Here is a 19731-nt window from a genome sequence, read left to right on the forward strand (position 1 = left end):
TTGTATCATCCCACCAACCCAAAAGGCAATAAGAAAAGCGGAAGCGGCTTGCTCTGGAGCGACAAGCATAAGGCGAGGTTGGCTATGAGGTTGTTCTTACCTCATAGACAGCTTTGACTTATGACCTCGAGCTCCATGCCGCTGCAGCTAGACAATAAGAAAAGCGGAAGCGGCTTGCTCTGGAGCGACAAGCATAAGGCGAGGTTGGCTATGAGGTTGTTCTTACCTCATAGACACAGCTTTGACTTATGACCTCAAGCCGATGGCACCTGCAGCTAGATCATAAAAAAGCGAAAGCAGTTCGTCCACTTTATTTCACCTCTACGGGTGAGGATACATGATTTTTATGACTATTTTATGTTCTTTTCATTAACAAAGTGTGGTTTATAGTTTAGAAATAAGAAGTAAGCTGACGATTGCTTCCTTACTTCTTATTTCTAAAACAAATGCCACTTAAATAATGAACTTTTTAATGCAAAAATAAAGCCAAAGCCAAGTAATACCTGACTTTGACTTTTGTTAGGACTTTAAAATTATTTTTTATCGTCTTCTACTTCTTCGTACTCTGCATCTACCACATTATCGTCTGCTTTTTTAGATGCATCGCCTTCTGCACCTTGAGCTGCTTGTGCTTGTTGTTGTGCTTCTTCATATAACTTCATAGTCAAAGCTTGAACGATTTCTTGAAGTGCATCTTTTTTCGTGCGAATGTCTTCTAAGTCACCTTTTTCAATGGCAGCTTTCAATTCATCCTTCGCTTCATTTGCTTTTGTCACTTCTGCTTCTTCTACTTTACCTTCAAGATCTTTTAATGTTTTTTCAGTAGTGAAAACTAATTGATCTGCTTCATTGCGAAGTTCAACTTCTTCTTTACGTTGTTTATCCGCTTCTGCATTATCTTCAGCTTCTTTCACCATACGATCGATTTCTTCATCTGAAAGACCTGTTGAAGATTTGATTGTAATAGCTTGTTCTTTATTTGTGCCAAGATCCTTCGCACGAACATTAACAATACCGTTTTTATCGATATCAAATGATACTTCAATTTGTGGTACACCACGTGGTGCCGGTGGAATATCTCCTAATTGGAAACGACCTAGTGTTTTATTATCTTGTGCCATTGGACGTTCACCTTGAAGTACATGGATATCAACAGCAGATTGGTTATCAGCAGCTGTAGAGAATACTTGTGATTTAGATGTTGGGATTGTTGTATTACGTTCAATTAGCTTCGTGAATACCGCACCCATTGTTTCAATACCTAGTGAAAGTGGAGTCACGTCAAGTAAAACAACGTCTTTCACATCACCAGTGATGACACCACCTTGAATGGCAGCTCCCATCGCTACGACTTCATCAGGGTTTACCCCTCTATGTGGGTCTTTACCTGTTTCTTTTTTAATCGCTTCTTGTACAGCTGGAATACGTGTAGAACCACCAACAAGAATGACTTTATCAATTTCTGATGGAGAAAGGTCAGCATCTTTTAACGCTTGGCGAGTTGGTCCCATTGTGCGTTCAACTAAATCTGCAGAAAGCTCATCAAATTTTGCTCTTGATAAAGTAACTTCTAAGTGAAGTGGTCCAGCTTCACCTGCTGTGATAAATGGTAAAGAAACTTGCGTAGAAGTAACACCTGAAAGATCTTTTTTCGCTTTTTCAGCTGCATCTTTCAAACGTTGAAGAGCCATTTTATCTTTAGCTAAATCAATACCATTTTCTTTTTTAAATTGTTCCACTAAGTAGTCAATGATCACTTGGTCAAAGTCATCTCCACCTAGTCGATTATCACCTGCAGTTGCTTTTACTTCAAATACGCCATCTCCTAATTCAAGGATAGAGACGTCAAAAGTACCACCACCAAGGTCATATACTAAAATCGTTTGATCTTCGTCCGTTTTATCCATACCGTAAGCAAGTGCGGCAGCAGTTGGTTCGTTAATGATACGTTCAACTTCTAACCCCGCAATTTTACCCGCATCTTTTGTCGCTTGACGCTCAGCATCATTAAAATAAGCAGGAACAGTGATAACAGCTTTATCAACTGTTTCTCCAAGATAATCTTCAGCATAGCCTTTTAAGTATTGAAGGATAGCTGCAGATACTTCTTGTGGAGAAAGCTCTTTACCTTCTGCTTCTACTTTATAATCTGTTCCCATATGGCGTTTAATTGAAATAATTGTATTCGGGTTCGTAATTGCTTGTCGTTTAGCTACTTCCCCTACTTGACGTTCACCATTTTTGAAAGAAACAACTGATGGCGTTGTTCTATTTCCTTCAGGATTTGGAACTACCTTTGCTTCGCCGCCCTCAAGCACAGCAACACATGAATTTGTTGTTCCTAAGTCAATACCAATAATTTTGCCCATGATCTATACCTCCATTACATAATATGTAGTTATTGATTTACTTTAACCATTGCCGGTCGAATGACACGGTCTTTCAGTAAATAACCTTTTTGAAATTCTTCAACGACTACATTAGAATCGTAGCCTTCTTCTTCCACCTGCATAACAGCTTGATGGAATTGAGGGTCAAATACTTGGCCTACAGCTTCAATCTGTTCAACGCCTTCTTTTTTCAACGCCTCGATTAAACTGCGATAAACCATTTCCATACCTTGTAGCAATGATTGCACGCTACTATCGTCTGAATTAGATTGCAGTGCTCTTTCAAAGTTATCAAGGGCTGGTAATAAATCTGATACTAAGCTTTGCGCTCTATATTTTTCAGACGCTTCACGATCTAACTTCGCACGACGTCTGCTATTATCAAAATCCGCTTGTAATCTTAAATAACGATTATCGGCCTCTTCCACCTTTTTCTCAAGCTCTGCCACCTTAGCTTCCAGCGCAGAAACCTCACTATTTACTTCAGATGAATCACCTTCAGATTGAGTGTCAGCAGCTTCACCAAAAACTTCTTCTGGTTGAATGTTTTCTTGCTCGGATTTGTTTACCTCTTCTTGTAGAGTCTCTTTTTCTTCTGCCAACTTTTTCACCTCCCTTAAATGCTATTGGGTTCATAGTTAAAGGGGTGGAAGCGAATTCCACCCTTATTCAATATTTCCAGGGTTATTCGTTTTGATACAGCCTTGTCAACTCATAAGATAAGCCTTTACTTAAAAATTGTAGCAAACTGATGACTCTGGAATATTCCATTCTGGTTGGTCCTAATATAGCAATCGTTCCCAATTGTTCTGCACCAATAGAATAGCTTGCGGTAATTAAACTACAATTATCCATCGCAGAATTTTTATTTTCGGTACCAATTTTCACTCGAATACCTGAGGAATGATTACGTATTAAATCATATATTCCTTCTTCCTGCTCAATCATATAAAGTAAGTCCTTTACCTTGTCTATATCATGAAACTCGGGTTGACTTAATATATTCGTTTTCCCACCAAAGAACAATTTCTCATTTGCAGGCATTTGAATCGTATCGATAATTGAGTGGTAAAGAAAGTCATAATGTTGGATATGCTGGCGTAAAACTATGGCAACTTCTTTATAAATCGTTTGATTTAGATGTTCAATTGGTACACCCACTAAACGATCATTTAAAATATTTACCATCATTTCAATATCTGCTGGGTTCATGGATTCAGGAAAATGAAACATTCTATTTTCCACATGCCCAGTATCTGTCACAATAATTGCAATGGCTGTGTGATCATTCAATGGAACGATTTGAATTCTTTTTAACCTATTCTCCTTCACTGCCGGACCTAAAACGATTGAAGTGTAATTCGTCATTTCTGAAAGGATTTTAGCTGATTTTTGTACAATTTTTTCTAATTCGTACATCTTATCACTGAAAATACTTTTCATTTGTACTACTTCACGTTTATTTAGTCGCTGCGGGGATAAAAGATGGTCGACATAGTATCTATACCCCTTCTCAGAAGGTATTCGTCCTGATGAGGTATGTGTTTTTTCTAAAAAACCAAGCTCCTCTAAATCAGCCATTTCATTCCTAATTGTCGCCGAGCTAAAAGAAATTTCATCTTTCTTAGATAATGTTCTTGAGCCAACCGGCTGTGCCGTCTGAATAAAATCATCAACAATCACTTGGAATATCAACAATTGACGATCTGTTAACACAGTAATCACCTCTGTTAGCACTCTCATTTAATGAGTGCTAAATCTAATAATAAATTATCAAATCTAGGAGCGAGTGTCAATCATTTGCGCCTTATCTCCATCATAATTATTAAAAGAAAGACAACAAACCATCATTCAAGGAAGAATGTTGAATGTACCACTCGTTTGATCATTGTTTAGAATACAATGATTTCAACATATTTTGCTTCTTTCTACGTACCACCTGATCAACGAAATAGAGCGGTAGCTTTTACCGTTCTAATCATTTAATAAATGATTGAAAAACTTCATTGCCTAACAGTCGGCCTTGCTTTGTTAATTGAATAGAATCACCTTTTATTTCTAGTAAAGACTTCTGTTCATGTCCTAGTAATTCTTCGCGAAATACCTCCATAATATCTATATAGTATTTATCCTTAAACTCTTTCATAGAAACACCTTGTGTTTTCCGAAGTCCAAGAAACATTTCTTCCTCCATTTTCTCCTTCTTCGTTACTTCATGTTTATCCATAATAGGCAACTCATTTTGATCTAATGGTTCCATATATTTTTTTAAAGGACCGTAATTCGAGCGACGATAACCTTCCACATAGCTATGGGCACCAGCACCAAACCCAAAATAAGCTTCATTATTCCAATAGGTCAAATTATGTTTACTTTCAAAGCCAGGTTTAGAAAAATTACTAATTTCATACTGCTCAAAGCCATTCTCTTTCATTTTTTCCATTAATAACTCATACATGGCTGCCTCAACATCCTCCCCAGGGGTATGAAGTTTACCTTTACGCATAAGGTTATAAAATACTGTTTTTGGCTCTATGATGAGAGAATAAGCAGAATAATGCTGAACATCTAATTGAAAGGAAGTGGTTAAAGTTTCTTGGAAGTCTGCCATCGTTTGAGTAGGCAAACTATAAATAAGGTCTATACTCATATTTTTAAAGCCAGCTTTTTTTGCTGATTCCACTGACTGATATACATCTTTTGCCCGATGTACTCTACCAATTTTCTCTAACAATTGATCATTAAATGTTTGTACACCTAAGCTTAATCGATTGACCCCATAATCATACAAAAGCTTAAGTTTTTCGTATGACAAGTCCCCTGGATTAGCTTCAAACGTAAACTCATACTGACCAGCAAGAGGTAATCTTTTGCGAATTGACTCTAGAAAAGTTGCAAGTTGCTTTTCATTCAAAGCAGTCGGTGTACCTCCTCCGACAAATATAGTCTTAAAAGGAGCGTAGTCGCTGCTGTTCATCGTAATTTCCATTTCTTTATCTAAATATTGTAGATACTCATCTACTGGTTGTCCCTTTAAGAACACTTTATTAAAATCACAATAGTGACAGATATGCTCACAAAACGGTATATGAAGGTATGCCGCTTGAATCATTACTTTCACAACCTTACTTTTTTAGGTTTCTCATCATCTAGTGATGAGTTTAGCAAAAACAATCTTTAGACTTTCCAATTTTAGTCTCTTTGTTTCTGCTTCTATTTTAAAATTTAAAACGGAAAAAAATAGGCTAGGATACGCCTATGGGAAAGCATACCTAACCTATCCTAATAAAGCAATTTATTTTATTTCTTTGTATTATTATCATCCATTTTTAATACAGCCATAAATGCTTCTTGCGGTACTTCAACCGACCCCACTTGTTTCATGCGTTTTTTCCCTTCTTTTTGCTTTTCAAGCAATTTTCTTTTACGGGAAATATCCCCACCATAACATTTTGCAAGGACATTTTTGCGCATCGCTTTTATTGTTGAACGAGCAATTATCTTTTGTCCAACAGCTGCTTGAATAGGGACTTCAAACTGTTGACGCGGAATAAGTTCTTTTAATTTTTCAACTATCACTTTTCCTCGTTCGTAAGCAAAGTCACTATGAACAATAAAGCTCAAGGCATCAACTTTCTCTGCATTTAATAAAATATCCATTTTCACTAGCTTGGATGGGCGATAACCGATTAATTCATAATCAAAAGACGCATACCCTTTTGTATTTGATTTTAATTGATCAAAAAAGTCATAAACAATTTCTGATAAAGGAATTTCATATACAATATTCACGCGTGATTCATCCATATATTGCATATCAATGAAATTGCCTCGTTTTAATTGACACAGTTCCATAATCGCCCCAACATATTCATTTGGTGCCATCATCGTTGCTTTTACATAAGGTTCTTCTACTCTGTCAATTTTTTGTGCATCCGGCATATCTGATGGGTTATCAACTTTCAACTCTGTCCCATCTGTTAGCATGACATCATAGATTACACTTGGTGCAGTTGTAATCAAATCAATCTTAAATTCGCGCTCAATTCTTTCTTGAATAATCTCCATATGCAATAAACCTAAAAATCCACAACGGAACCCAAATCCAAGTGCCTGGGAAGTCTCAGGCTCGTACTGAAGAGCAGAATCATTCAGTTCTAGTTTTTCAAGTGCTTCACGTAAATCATTGAACTTCGCACTATCAATCGGATAAAGTCCACAATAGACCATCGGGTTCAGTTTACGATAACCAGGCAACGGGTCTGTTGCACCATTCTTTGCACTTGTAATCGTATCACCAACACGTGTATCGCCTACATTTTTAATTGCTGCCGTTAAGAAACCAACATCTCCAACGGAAAGCTCATCCATTGGTGTCGATTTAGGTGTAAACACGCCAACCTCGGTCACTTCGAACTCTTTACCTGTAGCCATCATTTTAACTTTGTCGCCTACTTTAACCGTTCCATCAACGACGCGGATATAAGCAACAACCCCACGATAAGCATCATATAACGAATCGAATATTAACGCTTTAAGGGGTGCATCGGGATCTCCAGTAGGTGCCGGAACCTTTTCTACCACTTGCTCTAGAATATCTTCAATCCCAATTCCCGCTTTGGCAGATGCTAAAACAGCTTCAGAAGCATCGAGTCCAATGACTTCTTCCACTTCATTTCTCACACGTTCTGGATCGGCACTAGGTAAATCTATTTTATTAATAACAGGTAATATTTCTAAATCATTATCTAATGCCAAGTATACATTAGCTAACGTTTGCGCCTCTATTCCTTGAGCAGCATCAACGACTAATACTGCACCCTCACATGCAGCTAAACTTCTGGACACTTCATATGTAAAATCGACGTGCCCTGGCGTATCAATTAGATGGAAGGTATAAATTTCTCCATCCTTAGCTTTATATTTGAGTTGTACAGAATTTAATTTAATCGTAATGCCACGTTCTCTCTCTAAATCCATAGAATCTAGGAGCTGGTCTTTCATTTCCCGCGCAGTAAGTGCATTTGTTTTTTCCAAAATACGGTCAGCCAACGTAGATTTCCCATGGTCAATATGAGCAATAATGGAAAAATTACGGATCCTAGATTGCCTATTCAGTCTCTCTTCTCTGTTCATGTAACTTTCTTCACTCCTATATAAAAGCGCAAATCACACATATGTGTATGGTTCACAACAGTTTTCACTAGTAAGTACACTAATTGTCTGGGCTCCACAAAGTCTCTATACGATACGATCCTTCTCTCAACGATTGCAATCATTATTGTTAGCCAAGTTTCTTAGCACTTAAAAAGTGGATGATATGTACTTCATTTATTTACTTGCTTCTCTTTCTAATCGAAAAGACATACATATTGTTGATTATAGCAGTACAAAATGGAAGATTCAACGAAATTCATGAATGGGTGTACAGATTCAATCGGAGTTTCATTTCTTGTGTAAGAATTGAAAAGCTAGTTGGGGAATTGTTTTATCTGATATTATTGAACTTTTTTATTAGGCCTAGGCGGATCCCTCGAATCCACCTAGGGAATGCTCTATTACTCCTCATCTTTTTCTTGTACCTTATCAACTACCATATCAATACCTGTTCTTGTAATGGCTTGAGTTCCTTCTGATATGGACTTACCTATAGATGAAAAGAGATTAAAGGACTTCATCTCCTCTAATTGTTTTTGCTTACCTTGTAAGTCGTGTGTGGATGCGCCCCTATCGTCCCCGACTGTTAGCGCACTCATCTCTACCATTGCATGATTCGCTTGCTTCATACCAAACAAAACAGAAATGAACATAAGAGATATAATTAATATAGTTGCGACCATGAATCTTTTCATTCGAATCACCTTTCCCTCATTCTAGTAATAGATTGTATGAAAAGAATAGAAAAGATAGAACCTTTTTATCGCGTATAAAAGCCTGTATTCTCTTGATTTACTTTAGAATGGAGAGCTGCATTTAATCCATTAGCTAGTAAATTAGCCATATCTTCTATAAACACATCTACTTCTTTTGGGGTCACCATCAAGTTATGTCCCAATGGAGATAATACTTCTCCGATTAATTTACGTTTTTCTTCCTCAGGTAAAGTACCCACAATACCCATAAATGTTTGTCGCTCTTTCTCCTCGGGTAAATCTTCTTCAGATAGCTTTCGCTTTTCTCCAAATGTCATTCCGGCCGGTATTAGTGAGCGAGAAGGCTTGTCCCCTTCTTTCAGTTCCTTTCCGAAATGCTTGAGGATAAAATCAATTGTGTCACTTGTAATTGAAACGGCATCAACAACAGTTGGTACTCCAATTGCAATAACAGGTACACCTAAAGTTTCTTTACTAATTTCCTTTCGTTTATTGCCTACACCTGATCCGGGATGAATCCCTGTATCAGAAATTTGGATAGTAGAATTGACCCTTTCAATTGACCTTGCTGCTAGAGCGTCCAAGGCAATGACAAAATCCGGCTTCGTTTTCTCAACAATGCCAAACAAAATGTCACTCGTTTCAATACCCGTTAAACCCATTACACCAGGCGAAAGCGCACTGACAGGACGATAGCCATCTTCTACACTCTCTGGCTGTAACTCAAATAAGTGCCGAGTAATTAGTAGGTTTTCACATACTTCGGGTCCAATCGCATCTGGGGTAACATTCCAGTTCCCTAAACCAACAATTAAACATGAATCATTAGGGCCAATACCTAGGTCTTTAATAAAGTAGGCCATTTCTTTAGCAAATAGCTTTTCCACTTGCAGTTGCGTTTCCGTATCTTGTTGTCTAATCCCCTGTACCTCTATTGTTAAATATTTACCTGGTTTTTTCCCTAGCATTTCACTTCCTTGTTCAGTCACTTCAACATAAGAGATTTTCATGCCCTCTTTTTCTTTTTCTTTAATAATAACGCCTTCGATTTGGGACTGATTATCTTCACCTTGTATTCCTTGGTTTTCTAATACGACCTCACGAGCTTCTATTGCTAAGTCCGTTCTTATCCCATATTTGCTTAGATCCAACTTCTCATTCAAAGCCAAACGACCACCTTTTTTGCGTATTATTGTAGTTTTAGGATGACCACCACTTGTTCAAATCATGCATGTTTTATATGTGAACAATATGTTTCTACAGTGAAGGAGAAGATGGATTTCCTCGTTTTGTATTGATTTATTGTCTCAGTTTTGATAGAATATCACTTGTTCTGAATTTATATTAATGATGAATACAAATATCGAGTTCATAAAAATTCGATGCCTTTTTTGTAGGAGGTGAATGGAATGCCAAATATTAAATCTGCTATCAAACGTGTTAAAACAAACGAAGCACGCTATGCACGTAACATTCAAGCTAAGTCTAACATGCGTTCTGCAGTGAAAAAATCTGAAGCTGCGATTGCTAATAACGATGCAAATGCTGCTGAAAGCTTTGCACTAGCTGCAAGCAAACTAGATAAAGCTGCTGCAAAAGGACTTATCCATAAAAATGCTGCTGCTCGTAAGAAATCTCGTTTAATGAAAAGAATGAATACTGCAAATGCTTAATTTGTAGAAATCATAAAAAGCTATCCGCATGATGGATAGCTTTTTTTCATTACATATAAAAGATTATTTATAGAACTTCCATATCCCGTTTATTTAATTTAAATAAGAATAACTCAATTAATAATTGCTTGTTCATTCCTCCGGTTTTCATTTGATAATCCGCATCTGCGAGAATATCCATGATTTGCGATAACTCTTCTTCACTAAAAAGTCTCGCTTGACCGGCGGCAAGTTTCACTCTAAAAGGGTGCGTTTTAATATATCCAGCTATCTGATTTTGTCCGTAACCTCTTCTAGACAATTCTTTCACTTGGTAAATGAGACGAAACTGATTTGTAATGACTGCCAAAATTTTGATAGGTTCCTCATTTAACTTCAATAAATCATAAAAAATTCTTAATGCTGCTTCTATATCTCTATGGACGACTTTTTCTACAAGTGTAAAGATATTTTGTTCTAAAGACCGCGACACTAATTGATCCACCATTTCAACCGTAATACGTCTTTCATCACTTCCATATAAAGCAAGCTTATCCATTTCGCTCGTTAACATAAATAAATTCATACCTGATAGTGTAAGTAGAAGATTGATTGCTTCTTCATCAATCTGTACGCCATTTTTGGATGCACGATCACGCATCCAAACATGTAGCTCTTTCTCATTCAATTGTTTCGCTTCTAACACTGCAGCGCTTTTTTTGATTTGTTTCGTTAACTTTTTACGCTCGTCTAGCTTTTCATATGCGCCTGAAAATACGAGAATCGTGTAAGGAGCAGGATCTTTCAAATAATTCTCAAGTGCATTTAATTGATGCTCTACCTTCGCTTTCCCTTTATCCGCTGTTAGAAAATAGGGATTATGTAAAATAATAAGACGGCGCTCCCCCATAAAAGGAAACGTTTCAGCGTCTTCAAGCGCAACTTCAATAGGCGTTTCTTCTAAATCATAGGTAGACAAATTGAAGTCAAGTTCTTCTGGCAGTAACGCATGATTTATTAATAATTGTTTCGTTTCATTTATAAGGTAAGGCTCGGTACCGTATAATAAATATACAGATGAGAAGCTTTTTGCTTTAATTTGCTTCCATATATCAAAAACCACTTTTTCTCGCTCCGATCATTTTTTATAAGTACTATCTATCCTATAGAAGCAAATCGATTTTGACAAGTGGAATGAAAAGAATGTACGCTGCTTATAATACCAATAAATATAAAGAAAAGCGCTTTTTAAGGCGCTTCTCAAACAATCTATATAGAAACGCTTGCAAGCAAGAGGCCTAGGATACTCTTGCTGAAGCGGTGCACCCTTATACTTATAATATGTCATGACAGTCGCTGAATTATCGCTGTCAACTCATGTAAGTAAAGGAAAAGCATTTCTAGAAGTGTAGATTTTTTCATGGAAATCACTTATACTAATTAAGGAAATAGGAGGGTTGACTGTGAACGAATTTGAAAAAAATGTCCAATCGAAACGTCACGATATTGGTGACTCCGCAATGGGATTCGTTGCTTCTTTCGGATTCTTTACCATTCTATTTGTCATTGCGGTCGCAATTAAAGCAATCGGCGCATAACCCTTGAAGGCTCATTAGCAGATACATACTTCTGCAATTTTGCATTGACATCGAGCTTTCGGAAGAGACTGCATTACGCTTGCAGTCTTTTTTATTTTTTGAAAAGAAAGTTAAGTTGTTTTCTATTGTCTGGGCATAACATATCCTATGGTAGGACAGTTGAAAAGGTTCCGTTACCTTTGAAAAAAACATAAGTAATTCCGCCATGACGATCAGTTCTTACTATTGGAATTTGATGATTTCTTAACCTCTGCAACACTTCCTCTGTTGGATGACCGAAACGATTGTTTCTACCAACTGAAATAACTGCCAGTTTAGGTTTTACTCCATCAAGAAACTTCTCAGTCGTCGAAGTTTTACTTCCGTGATGTCCCACTTTTAATACATCAACAGATAACCTTTCATATTTATTGACTAGCTTCGCTTCCCCAGCTTCTTCTAAATCACCAGTAAATAACCATGTTAATCCTCCTATGACAGCATAAAGCACGATAGACCCATCATTTTTATTATTTGCTGTTTTATCAAACGGCATAAGAATTTGAAATTCCTCAGTCTTCATACGCCAACGTACTCCAGCACTTACCTGCCGTACATTAACCTGTTTTGTGTGAGCTATCTTTATTATCTCTGTTTCTAACGCACTTCTTTCCTTCGTAATCGGGAGTAATATCTCACTTACTTCAATCATAGACAAAACAGCTGGTGCACCACCCATATGATCACTATCACCATGTGTAAGAATCAGTTTATCAATTTTCCTAATGCCTTTACTTTTCAAAAAAGGCACAACGATATCTTCCCCAGGATCAAATGCGCCGGTTCTTTCCTGCCATTCCTCTTTATCAAACGAAAGTACTCCCCCAGTATCAATTAAATAATTCCCCCTGTTATGAGGTAAACGAATGAAAATACTGTCCCCTTGCCCTACATCAATAAAGGATACTTCACCTGTAAAATAAAAATAAGGAGTGAGATAGTGAATGAAAAAGACGAAAAAAGGTGCAATGCTTGCTAATAGAAAATTCTTTCTCCCCTCCCCTTTCTCCCATTGTAAGAAGAAAAGATTGATTGCAATTAAATAGAGCAGAATAAGCCACAAAGAGGGTCTTCCTAATGTTAATACAGCCTGGGGAAAATCCGCTATTGTTAAACTCAAATCATTCATTCGCTCTAGTAATGTATTTATCCATTGAATCGGAAACCAAGCCCAAGTTCCAACAATCATATGATAAGCCAATAAGAACAGAAATAGCGGGAGAATAACAAAAGAAAAAATGGGTACAAAGAGTATATTAGCGACGAGGGAGAAGATTGAGATTTCATAGAAGGAATAAAGTAATATTGGCGTTGCTGCTAATTGACAAATAAAGGATATTATAAAAAGAGATCTTATAGGAGAGGTACGTCTTTTGAGGAGAGAATAAGAAGACAAAAGTAAAACATAAGTAACTGTGAAAGAAAGCTGAAAACCAACGTCATAAAGAATAAATGGGTTAATTAATAAATAACAAACAAATACAATACATAACACATCTTGCGTTCTCATAGCTGACAAAAAAATCTTAAAAAGCGCTGCGAACATAAGCATTGCTACAGCTCGAATCACTGAAGGTGTTCCTCCGGCAAGGATGCCATAGATCGGTAACAAACCCACTAAAATCATCAACATATGCTGCCTTGTCACACCTAGCCTTAAGCCCACAAATAAGAGCATTCCAGCTAATAAACTTACATGCATACCTGAAATAGCTAATAAATGAATAATGCCTAATCTTTGATAAGCTGTTTCAACGGTTTCATCTAATTGCGATCGGTCTCCATAAACTAGAGCATTCACTAGTGGTGCGGTCTCATTTGGAAAATACTTACTCACGTATTGGATCCCTTTTTCCCGCAATTGCCAAATTTGTGTAACGATATTCGTATTGCCCATTTGGCAGCTTCGTAAATCAAATTGGTCAGTTTGAATTTGCCAGTGAATACCTTTGCGCTCTAAATATTGTTGGTAATCAAAGCTATGAAAATTTGTTGCTTTTTGCGGAGTTTCTAGTTTGCCCATCACATTACATATCAGACCTGTACTCGTTACCTTCTCCAGTGAGTCTTTCTCTTCCTTAGATGGAATATAGTATGTAAATACGAGCTTTTCATTTGAAGGTTGATCGATCGCTTGAGCAGAGAGATGATCTCCATCAATGACCCATCCATGAGTAAAGGTCAGCGTGAAATCAGTCCTTTCACTTCTTATATCAGTCCCATTATCATAAGAAGCAACATAACCTCTAATGAAAAATAACACACTACATAAAATAAATAATAATGTCAGTCTTCGAGAAAGATACCTTGTAAAAATACTAAAGAGAAAAAATAGGAAAAGGGGTATGAAATAAAAATAAGAGGAGAAAGAAGATAAGAGTGAAAAAATCGCGACAAGGGAGCAAAAAAACCATTTCCCTGGCAAAGAAATCTCACCACCCATTTAGAATAGTATTGTACACCAAGAGGATGAAACGGCTCGCTACCTAATAAACCGTTTCATCCATCAATTATTTTAAAATTGTTTCTACTTCTTCTTTTAATTGAGCATCTAGAGCGTTCTCACCTTTTAAGTCTCTAATTTCAACCAATAACTTCTTAATTAAGTCGTTCTTTTCTGTTGCTTTTGCATCTAACTGTTGTTGATCGAAAGGTACTTTCTTTAACGAGACTCCAGCTTGTTGAAATAGCTCGATCCCATATGGATGATTTTTATAGTCCTCTGCATAGTATACCTTTTTAATGCCTGCTTGAATAATCGCTTTACAGCATTGTAAGCATGGAAAATGAGTTACATAAATTTCTGCATTCTCTGTTGGTACACCAAATTTCGCGCACTGTAAAATCGCATTCATCTCCGCATGTATTGTTCTAACACAATGATTGTCAATGACGTAGCACCCTTCATCAATACAATGATCGCCACCTGTGATTGACCCATTATATCCACCTGCGATCATTCGTTTATCGCGAACAATTGTTGCCCCTACAGTTAATCGTGTACATGTACTTCTTAATGCTAGTAAATGGCTTTGTGCCATAAAATATTGATCCCAAGAAATTCTGTCCATTGTACGTCTCTCCCTTTTTTAAAAACATCCTCATATTTTAGTTTAATCACACCATACATGTATGGTCAAATCCATTTTCATCTAATCAATTAACACTTATTAGATCTTTTAGTTTTTCAAACGTTTTTTCTCCAATTCCTGATACTTCTTTTAAATCTTCAATAGCTTTAAAAGAGCCGACTTCCTCTCTATACGAAAGAATATCTTCTGCTTTTGAAGGGCCAATCCCTGGCAGTGTTTCAAGCTGTTCAATCGTTGCTTGATTCAAATTGATTTTCCCATCATTACCCTCGTTTAACGGCGGTAATGACGACACGCCCTCTTCCCCCACTTTTGGAATATAGATAACCATTTCGTCTGTCAGTTTCTGAGCAAGATTGACTTGTTTTTGATCCGCTTCACTTAGAAACCCTCCTGCAACTTGAATAGCATCTACAATACGCTGGGTGCTTTTTAATTCATAGACGCCAGGGTCTTTGACTTCTCCTTTAATGTCAACCATAACATCATCATCTGAATAATTCTCTTCTTCTTCTTGAGATATTTCCCCCCCTTCTTCAAAACCTTTATCATCAAGCAACCATTCATTTTCCACTTCAACCGTATTGTTTTGATTTAGAAGTGGGGAGAGCAACCACATACATAAAGCACCAACAATGAATCCAGCGGCTATTACAATATACAGGGCGTATTGCTTCACCCATTCCATTTTCATCAATTCCTTTCAATAGACATAATTTCAACTGGTGCTTCATATTTTTAATAGGAGTCATTTTTTGTTGGCGAAGGAGGGATGTATTTTGAATATCGGTATAATTGGCACAGGCAATATGGGGAGAATTTTGACAGAAGCCTTGCTTGATAGCAAAGCTGTTTCCCCTTCTTCCATTACCATTACAAACCGTACCATTGCAAAATCATTGGAGATAAAAAAAGCATATCCAGATATCAATGTGGCACGAGATGCACTGACAACTGCAAAGATGTCTTCGCTTATTTTCGTGTGTGTCAAACCGCATGATGTTTACGAAGTCATTCAAACCATTCAACCGAGTCTAAATAGAGACAAATGCGTCATCTCTATTACAAGTCCTATTGCAGTAAATCAATTAGAGTCTGTCTTGTACTGTTCAAGTGCAAGAGTCATTCCGAGTATTACGAACCGAGCATTAGCTGGTGTCTCTCTAGTCACATATGGAGATCATTGCTCAAAAGAATGGCGAGAAAGTATTCAATGGCTGTTTGAACAAATTTCTGTCCCTACCATTATTGAGGAGAATATTACAAGAGTGGCTTCAGATATCGTTAGCTGTGGTCCTGCATTTTTTAGTTATTTAACCCAACGATTTATCGATGCCGCCGTTAAGGAAACAAAGATAGATAATGATACAGCCACAAAATTAGCTAGTGAAATGCTGATAGGTTTAGGGGAATTGTTGCGCCAAGGACATTATACATTACCTACTTTACAAGAAAAGGTGTGTGTAAAGGGCGGAGTTACTGGCGAAGGCATAAAGATACTTGAAAAAGAGTTAGGAGATATGTTTGAACACTTGTTCCAAGCGACTCACTCAAAGTTTACTGAGGATATAAACCTGGTTAAAACGCAATATACAACTATTTAATAGTTCTATAAAAAATGCCATAACCCTTCTAACAAAAAAAGAGTCTCGGAATTTTTTCCGGGACTTTTCTTTGTTTATATTCTGTTTTTCAGCTTTTTACAAATAAAAAACAATCTTTCAGCATCGTTCATTTCTCTATTTTTCTCATTAAAATCAACGAAAAAAGTAGTTATTTCAAAACCTGCCTCTTTCAACCACTGTCTGTATACGTCAAATTCATACGTTCTCTGAAAATGGCATTCATCATATCGTTTGTATGTGCCTATTTTTTCATCAAGGACGAAGAATGACAAATCATGTTCCACACTATGAGGAAATTCCCCTTCAAAACTTTGCCAAATATAACTTACGTCTTCTTCATTCAGGGCAAACGTTTGATTAACAAACAAATCATCAATTTTATGAACGGTATGCACGTCAAACATAAACAAACCGTCATCAGCTAAATGTTCATATACACCTGAGAAGGTAGATTTTACTTCATCTTCTGATTGGAGATAGTTCAATGAATCACAAAAAATAGTAATGATATCATAGCAACCAATTTCATCTAATTGGGACATATCCTGCTCTAAAAATTGAATTGACAGGGCTTCGCTCGCTGCTTTTCTTTGTGCAACCGCAAGCATATTGTCTGATAAATCAGCCCCAGTCACTTCATATCCTTTTTTAGCCAATCGCAAAGACAGCTCACCTGTTCCACAAGCAAGATCTAGGAGGCGCTTACCTTTTAATTGATGAAGATTACACTGTGATGCAACAATGGATACCCACTTTTCATAAGGTGCATCTACCATTAATCCATCATAGAGATAAGCAAATTGCTGATAACTCATTACGGTTGCAGCTCACTTTTAATATCTTCCGTTTTTGCATCGCCCCAAAGACGTTCTAAGTTATAATAACTTCTTTCATCACGATGGAACACATGTGCAACGATATCCCCTAAGTCAACTAAAACCCAGCGTGCTTCATCAAACCCTTCCATTCTTTTGACTTCATAGCCGCTTTCTTCAGCTTTGTCTTTTACCTCTTTAGCAATAGCTTGCACTTGCTTATCTGAATTCCCGTGACAAATAACGAAATAATCCGCTATTAACGAGATTCCTTTCATATTTAGTGCCACAATATCTTCTGCTCTCTTACTGTCTACTGCTTTAACAACTGTTGTAAGTAATTGTTTTTCTGACATATCATCAACCCTTTCTATTCATCACTAAATCATTGTACATCGTTAATGTGAGCGGATAGACTGATTGATTTTTTTTCATTAGAAAAAGAATAGAGTTTTTCACAGCTTGAATTAATGCTTCATCCAAATCACGCTGTGCAAGTTCTCTCACTTCTTCAACACCAGGAAAATGCCTACCCGGCTCAATATAGTCCGCTAAATACACAACTTTCTCTAATAATGACATATTAGCTCGCCCTGAAGTATGATAGCGTATTGCCTCTAATATTTCACAATCAGTAATACCAACTTTCGTTTCGACTAAATATGCGCCCACTGGTGCATGCCATAACTCACTATTATATTCTAGTAAGTCTGAAGGCATGTCTTTTGCTATGATACACGCTTTCATTTCTTCCTTAGGATGAAATTTAGCATAATCATGAAAAATGGCGGCCATTTCAGCTTTCTTCACATCTGCTCCGAATCTTTCTGCCAATTCAATGGCACTGTTCATCACACCAATAGTATGTTGATATCGATGGTCTGTTAATTGTTCATTGACAATCTCTAATGCCTGTTCACGGTTCATATAGGTGATTCTCCTCCATGTATGTGCGGACATTATCTGGCACTAAATACTTAATTGTCTTTCCATTTTGCATGCGTTCTCTAATCAAAGTAGATGAAATGCCAATCTCAGGAATCTCAACATAATCAACGGGATATTTGGTCGTTAATTGATAATCTGGTCTCTTTACACCTACAAAAGTAACAAGATCAAGTAAATAATCTATATCACGCCATTTATGCAGATACTCAACCATGTCCGCGCCAATAATAAAGAAAAATTTTGTATCTTTCTCTCTTTCATGTAAGATCTTGATCGTATCAACAGTGTAAGAAGGACCTTTTCTTTCTAATTCTACTAATTCTATTTGAAATTGTGGATGATCACTAACCGCTCTTCTTAATAATGCTACTCTATCTTCATTACTTAAAAAGTAACTCTTCTTTTTATGAGGTGGCTCTTGGTTAGGCATAAACCAAATCTCGTCTAAGTCTTTTGCATGCAATACTTCATTAGCGATAATTAAGTGACCTAAGTGAGGAGGATCAAATGTACCTCCTAGGATTCCTATTCTTTTCATCCTTTTCCCCCCACAGGATCGTTTAAGGTAATTTAATTTGTTTATTCTCTTTTGATTGTTTATAAAGCACAATCATATTGCCAATCACTTGTACAAGTTCCGCTTTAGTTCCTTTAACTAACAATTCGGCTACAGTATCCTTATCTTCATCACAGTTTTGTAAGATGCTTACTTTTAATAGTTCTCTTGCTTCTAATGCTTCCGCAATTTGCTTCACCATATTATCATTTACGCCGCCTTTTCCCACTTGGAAAATCGGGTTTAAATGATGTGCTTCTGATCTTAAATATCTCTTTTGCTTACCTGTTAACATAATTTCCTCCTAATTGTTGCTCCACATTTCTTCTCATTCGTTCCGTGTCTGGCATTTGAGAAGTCCATAACTCAAACGCTAACGCTCCTTGATAAACAAACATCTCTAGTCCATTTTGTACACGGGCTCCCTTTGCTTTTGCTTCTGCTAAAAAGGCTGTTTCAAATGGATTATATATAATATCGCTAACAAAAACGTCTTCACGCATAAGATTAAGATTAAGTGGTTTTTCATCCATTCTCGGTGACATTCCAATCGAAGTCGTTTGAATGATACAATCATATTCGTCCAGTTTATGTGCTGCATCATCCAATGTCAATGCTCGCATATCTACATCATACGGACAATCAGCAATCAATTGCGCTGCACGATTAACGGTGCGATTGGCAATTGTGATATGGGAAACACTCGCTTGTGCTAAAGCATAGACAATAGCTTTAGCAGCCCCTCCTGCACCTACTACCAATATTTTATTTTCACTAAACTGTGGTTGATGGTTTTTCAGCCCCCGGAGGAAACCCGTTCCATCCGTATTATAGCCAATTAACTTTCCATCCCTGTGAATGACAGTATTTACTGCCCCTATTGCTTCTGCTAAAGGATCTAGTTCATCTAAATACGCCATAATAGTCTCTTTATGTGGCACAGTCACATTAAATCCTGCAATACCACATGCCCTTAAGCCCTTTATGGCATCCGATAGATTTTCCGATTGAATATGCAACGGTAAATAATGCGCATCCATTTCGTAGTACTGAAATAAATCATTATGCATCACAGGTGACATCGAATGTGCAATAGGATCCCCAATTACTGCATAAAACTTCTCCACTCTTCTTCTCCCCTTT

General features: G+C 37.0%; 20 protein-coding genes. 3 read left to right on the top strand and 17 right to left on the bottom strand.

Annotation, left to right across the window (positions count from 1 at the left end; genetic code table 11):
- Positions 1-533 precede the first annotated feature (533 nt).
- The 7 genes from dnaK to gpr all read right to left on the bottom strand — a co-directional run bounded on the left by dnaK (position 534) and on the right by gpr (position 9426).
- Positions 534-2369 carry a molecular chaperone DnaK gene (gene dnaK, locus MKY26_RS10325; protein WP_095372509.1) on the bottom strand — a complete coding sequence of 612 codons (1836 nt, stop codon included), beginning with the start codon at positions 2367-2369 and terminating at the stop codon, positions 534-536.
- Between the two features lie 29 nt (positions 2370-2398).
- Entirely contained in the window at positions 2399-2992 is a 594-nt protein-coding gene (gene grpE, locus MKY26_RS10330; protein ID WP_095372508.1) for a nucleotide exchange factor GrpE, read from the bottom strand.
- Positions 2993-3074: 82 nt separating this feature from the next.
- Complete coding sequence (hrcA, locus tag MKY26_RS10335) at positions 3075-4106, bottom strand: heat-inducible transcriptional repressor HrcA (RefSeq protein ID WP_095372507.1); 1032 nt, start codon at positions 4104-4106, stop codon at positions 3075-3077.
- Positions 4107-4368: 262 nt separating this feature from the next.
- Positions 4369-5502, bottom strand: a complete 1134-nt coding sequence (gene hemW, locus MKY26_RS10340; protein ID WP_341096707.1) for a radical SAM family heme chaperone HemW — start codon at positions 5500-5502, stop codon at positions 4369-4371.
- Positions 5503-5690: 188 nt separating this feature from the next.
- Positions 5691-7526 (bottom strand): translation elongation factor 4, encoded by a 1836-nt coding sequence (lepA, locus tag MKY26_RS10345; protein WP_095372505.1) that lies wholly within the window; start codon positions 7524-7526, stop codon positions 5691-5693.
- Between the two features lie 422 nt (positions 7527-7948).
- Positions 7949-8242, bottom strand: a complete 294-nt coding sequence (locus MKY26_RS10350) for a DUF3679 domain-containing protein (RefSeq protein WP_095372504.1) — start codon at positions 8240-8242, stop codon at positions 7949-7951.
- A gap of 65 nt (positions 8243-8307) precedes the next feature.
- Positions 8308-9426: a GPR endopeptidase gene (gpr, locus tag MKY26_RS10355; RefSeq protein WP_095372503.1), complete on the bottom strand. Its 1119-nt coding sequence runs from the start codon at positions 9424-9426 to the stop codon at positions 8308-8310.
- Between the two features lie 246 nt (positions 9427-9672).
- Here gpr and rpsT point away from each other — a divergent pair, with 246 nt between their 5' ends.
- The gene (rpsT, locus tag MKY26_RS10360) at positions 9673-9936 is read left to right on the top strand and encodes a 30S ribosomal protein S20 (RefSeq protein ID WP_095372502.1); all 264 of its coding nucleotides are present in this window, start codon (positions 9673-9675) and stop codon (positions 9934-9936) included.
- Between the two features lie 67 nt (positions 9937-10003).
- On the opposite strand, the gene holA is transcribed toward rpsT, so the two are convergent.
- Positions 10004-11038 carry a DNA polymerase III subunit delta gene (gene holA, locus MKY26_RS10365; RefSeq protein WP_095372501.1) on the bottom strand — a complete coding sequence of 345 codons (1035 nt, stop codon included), beginning with the start codon at positions 11036-11038 and terminating at the stop codon, positions 10004-10006.
- Positions 11039-11378: 340 nt separating this feature from the next.
- Here holA and MKY26_RS10370 point away from each other — a divergent pair, with 340 nt between their 5' ends.
- Positions 11379-11513: a YqzM family protein gene (locus tag MKY26_RS10370; protein WP_095372500.1), complete on the top strand. Its 135-nt coding sequence runs from the start codon at positions 11379-11381 to the stop codon at positions 11511-11513.
- Between the two features lie 145 nt (positions 11514-11658).
- Here MKY26_RS10370 and MKY26_RS10375 read toward each other — a convergent pair whose 3' ends face one another.
- From MKY26_RS10375 to MKY26_RS10385, 3 genes are all read right to left on the bottom strand, one after another.
- Entirely contained in the window at positions 11659-13977 is a 2319-nt protein-coding gene (locus tag MKY26_RS10375) for a DNA internalization-related competence protein ComEC/Rec2 (RefSeq protein WP_341096729.1), read from the bottom strand.
- A gap of 85 nt (positions 13978-14062) precedes the next feature.
- Complete coding sequence (locus MKY26_RS10380; protein ID WP_095372498.1) at positions 14063-14623, bottom strand: ComE operon protein 2; 561 nt, start codon at positions 14621-14623, stop codon at positions 14063-14065.
- 85 nt (positions 14624-14708) lie between these two features.
- Positions 14709-15332: a helix-hairpin-helix domain-containing protein gene (locus MKY26_RS10385; protein WP_095372497.1), complete on the bottom strand. Its 624-nt coding sequence runs from the start codon at positions 15330-15332 to the stop codon at positions 14709-14711.
- A 91-nt stretch (positions 15333-15423) separates the two neighbouring features.
- Between MKY26_RS10385 and comER the strand changes: the two genes are divergently transcribed.
- Positions 15424-16248 (top strand): late competence protein ComER, encoded by an 825-nt coding sequence (gene comER / locus MKY26_RS10390; RefSeq protein WP_095372496.1) that lies wholly within the window; start codon positions 15424-15426, stop codon positions 16246-16248.
- 74 nt (positions 16249-16322) lie between these two features.
- Here comER and MKY26_RS10395 read toward each other — a convergent pair whose 3' ends face one another.
- Genes MKY26_RS10395 through aroE form a run of 6 tightly spaced genes read right to left on the bottom strand, consistent with a single transcriptional unit; the run spans position 16323 to position 19715 of the window.
- On the bottom strand, positions 16323-17084 hold the full coding sequence (locus MKY26_RS10395; protein WP_095372495.1) for a class I SAM-dependent DNA methyltransferase: 762 nt from the start codon (positions 17082-17084) through the stop codon (positions 16323-16325).
- Positions 17084-17440, bottom strand: a complete 357-nt coding sequence (gene rsfS / locus MKY26_RS10400) for a ribosome silencing factor (RefSeq protein ID WP_095372494.1) — start codon at positions 17438-17440, stop codon at positions 17084-17086. The genes MKY26_RS10395 and rsfS overlap by 1 nt, the downstream gene beginning before the upstream one ends.
- Before the next feature lie 4 nt (positions 17441-17444).
- Positions 17445-18011, bottom strand: coding sequence for a bis(5'-nucleosyl)-tetraphosphatase (symmetrical) YqeK (gene yqeK, locus MKY26_RS10405; RefSeq protein ID WP_095372493.1), 567 nt, complete (start codon positions 18009-18011; stop codon positions 17445-17447).
- Positions 18001-18570 carry a nicotinate-nucleotide adenylyltransferase gene (locus MKY26_RS10410; protein ID WP_095372492.1) on the bottom strand — a complete coding sequence of 190 codons (570 nt, stop codon included), beginning with the start codon at positions 18568-18570 and terminating at the stop codon, positions 18001-18003. Before MKY26_RS10410 ends, yqeK begins: the two co-directional genes overlap by 11 nt.
- Positions 18571-18592: 22 nt before the next feature.
- Positions 18593-18883, bottom strand: a complete 291-nt coding sequence (gene yhbY / locus MKY26_RS10415) for a ribosome assembly RNA-binding protein YhbY (protein WP_095372491.1) — start codon at positions 18881-18883, stop codon at positions 18593-18595.
- Positions 18870-19715 (bottom strand): shikimate dehydrogenase, encoded by an 846-nt coding sequence (gene aroE, locus MKY26_RS10420; RefSeq protein ID WP_307312833.1) that lies wholly within the window; start codon positions 19713-19715, stop codon positions 18870-18872. Before aroE ends, yhbY begins: the two co-directional genes overlap by 14 nt.
- Between the last annotated feature and the right edge of the window lie 16 nt (positions 19716-19731).

Source organism: Cytobacillus sp. FSL R7-0680 (genome assembly GCF_038009245.1).
Lineage (GTDB): Bacteria > Bacillota > Bacilli > Bacillales > Cytobacillaceae > Cytobacillus > Cytobacillus kochii.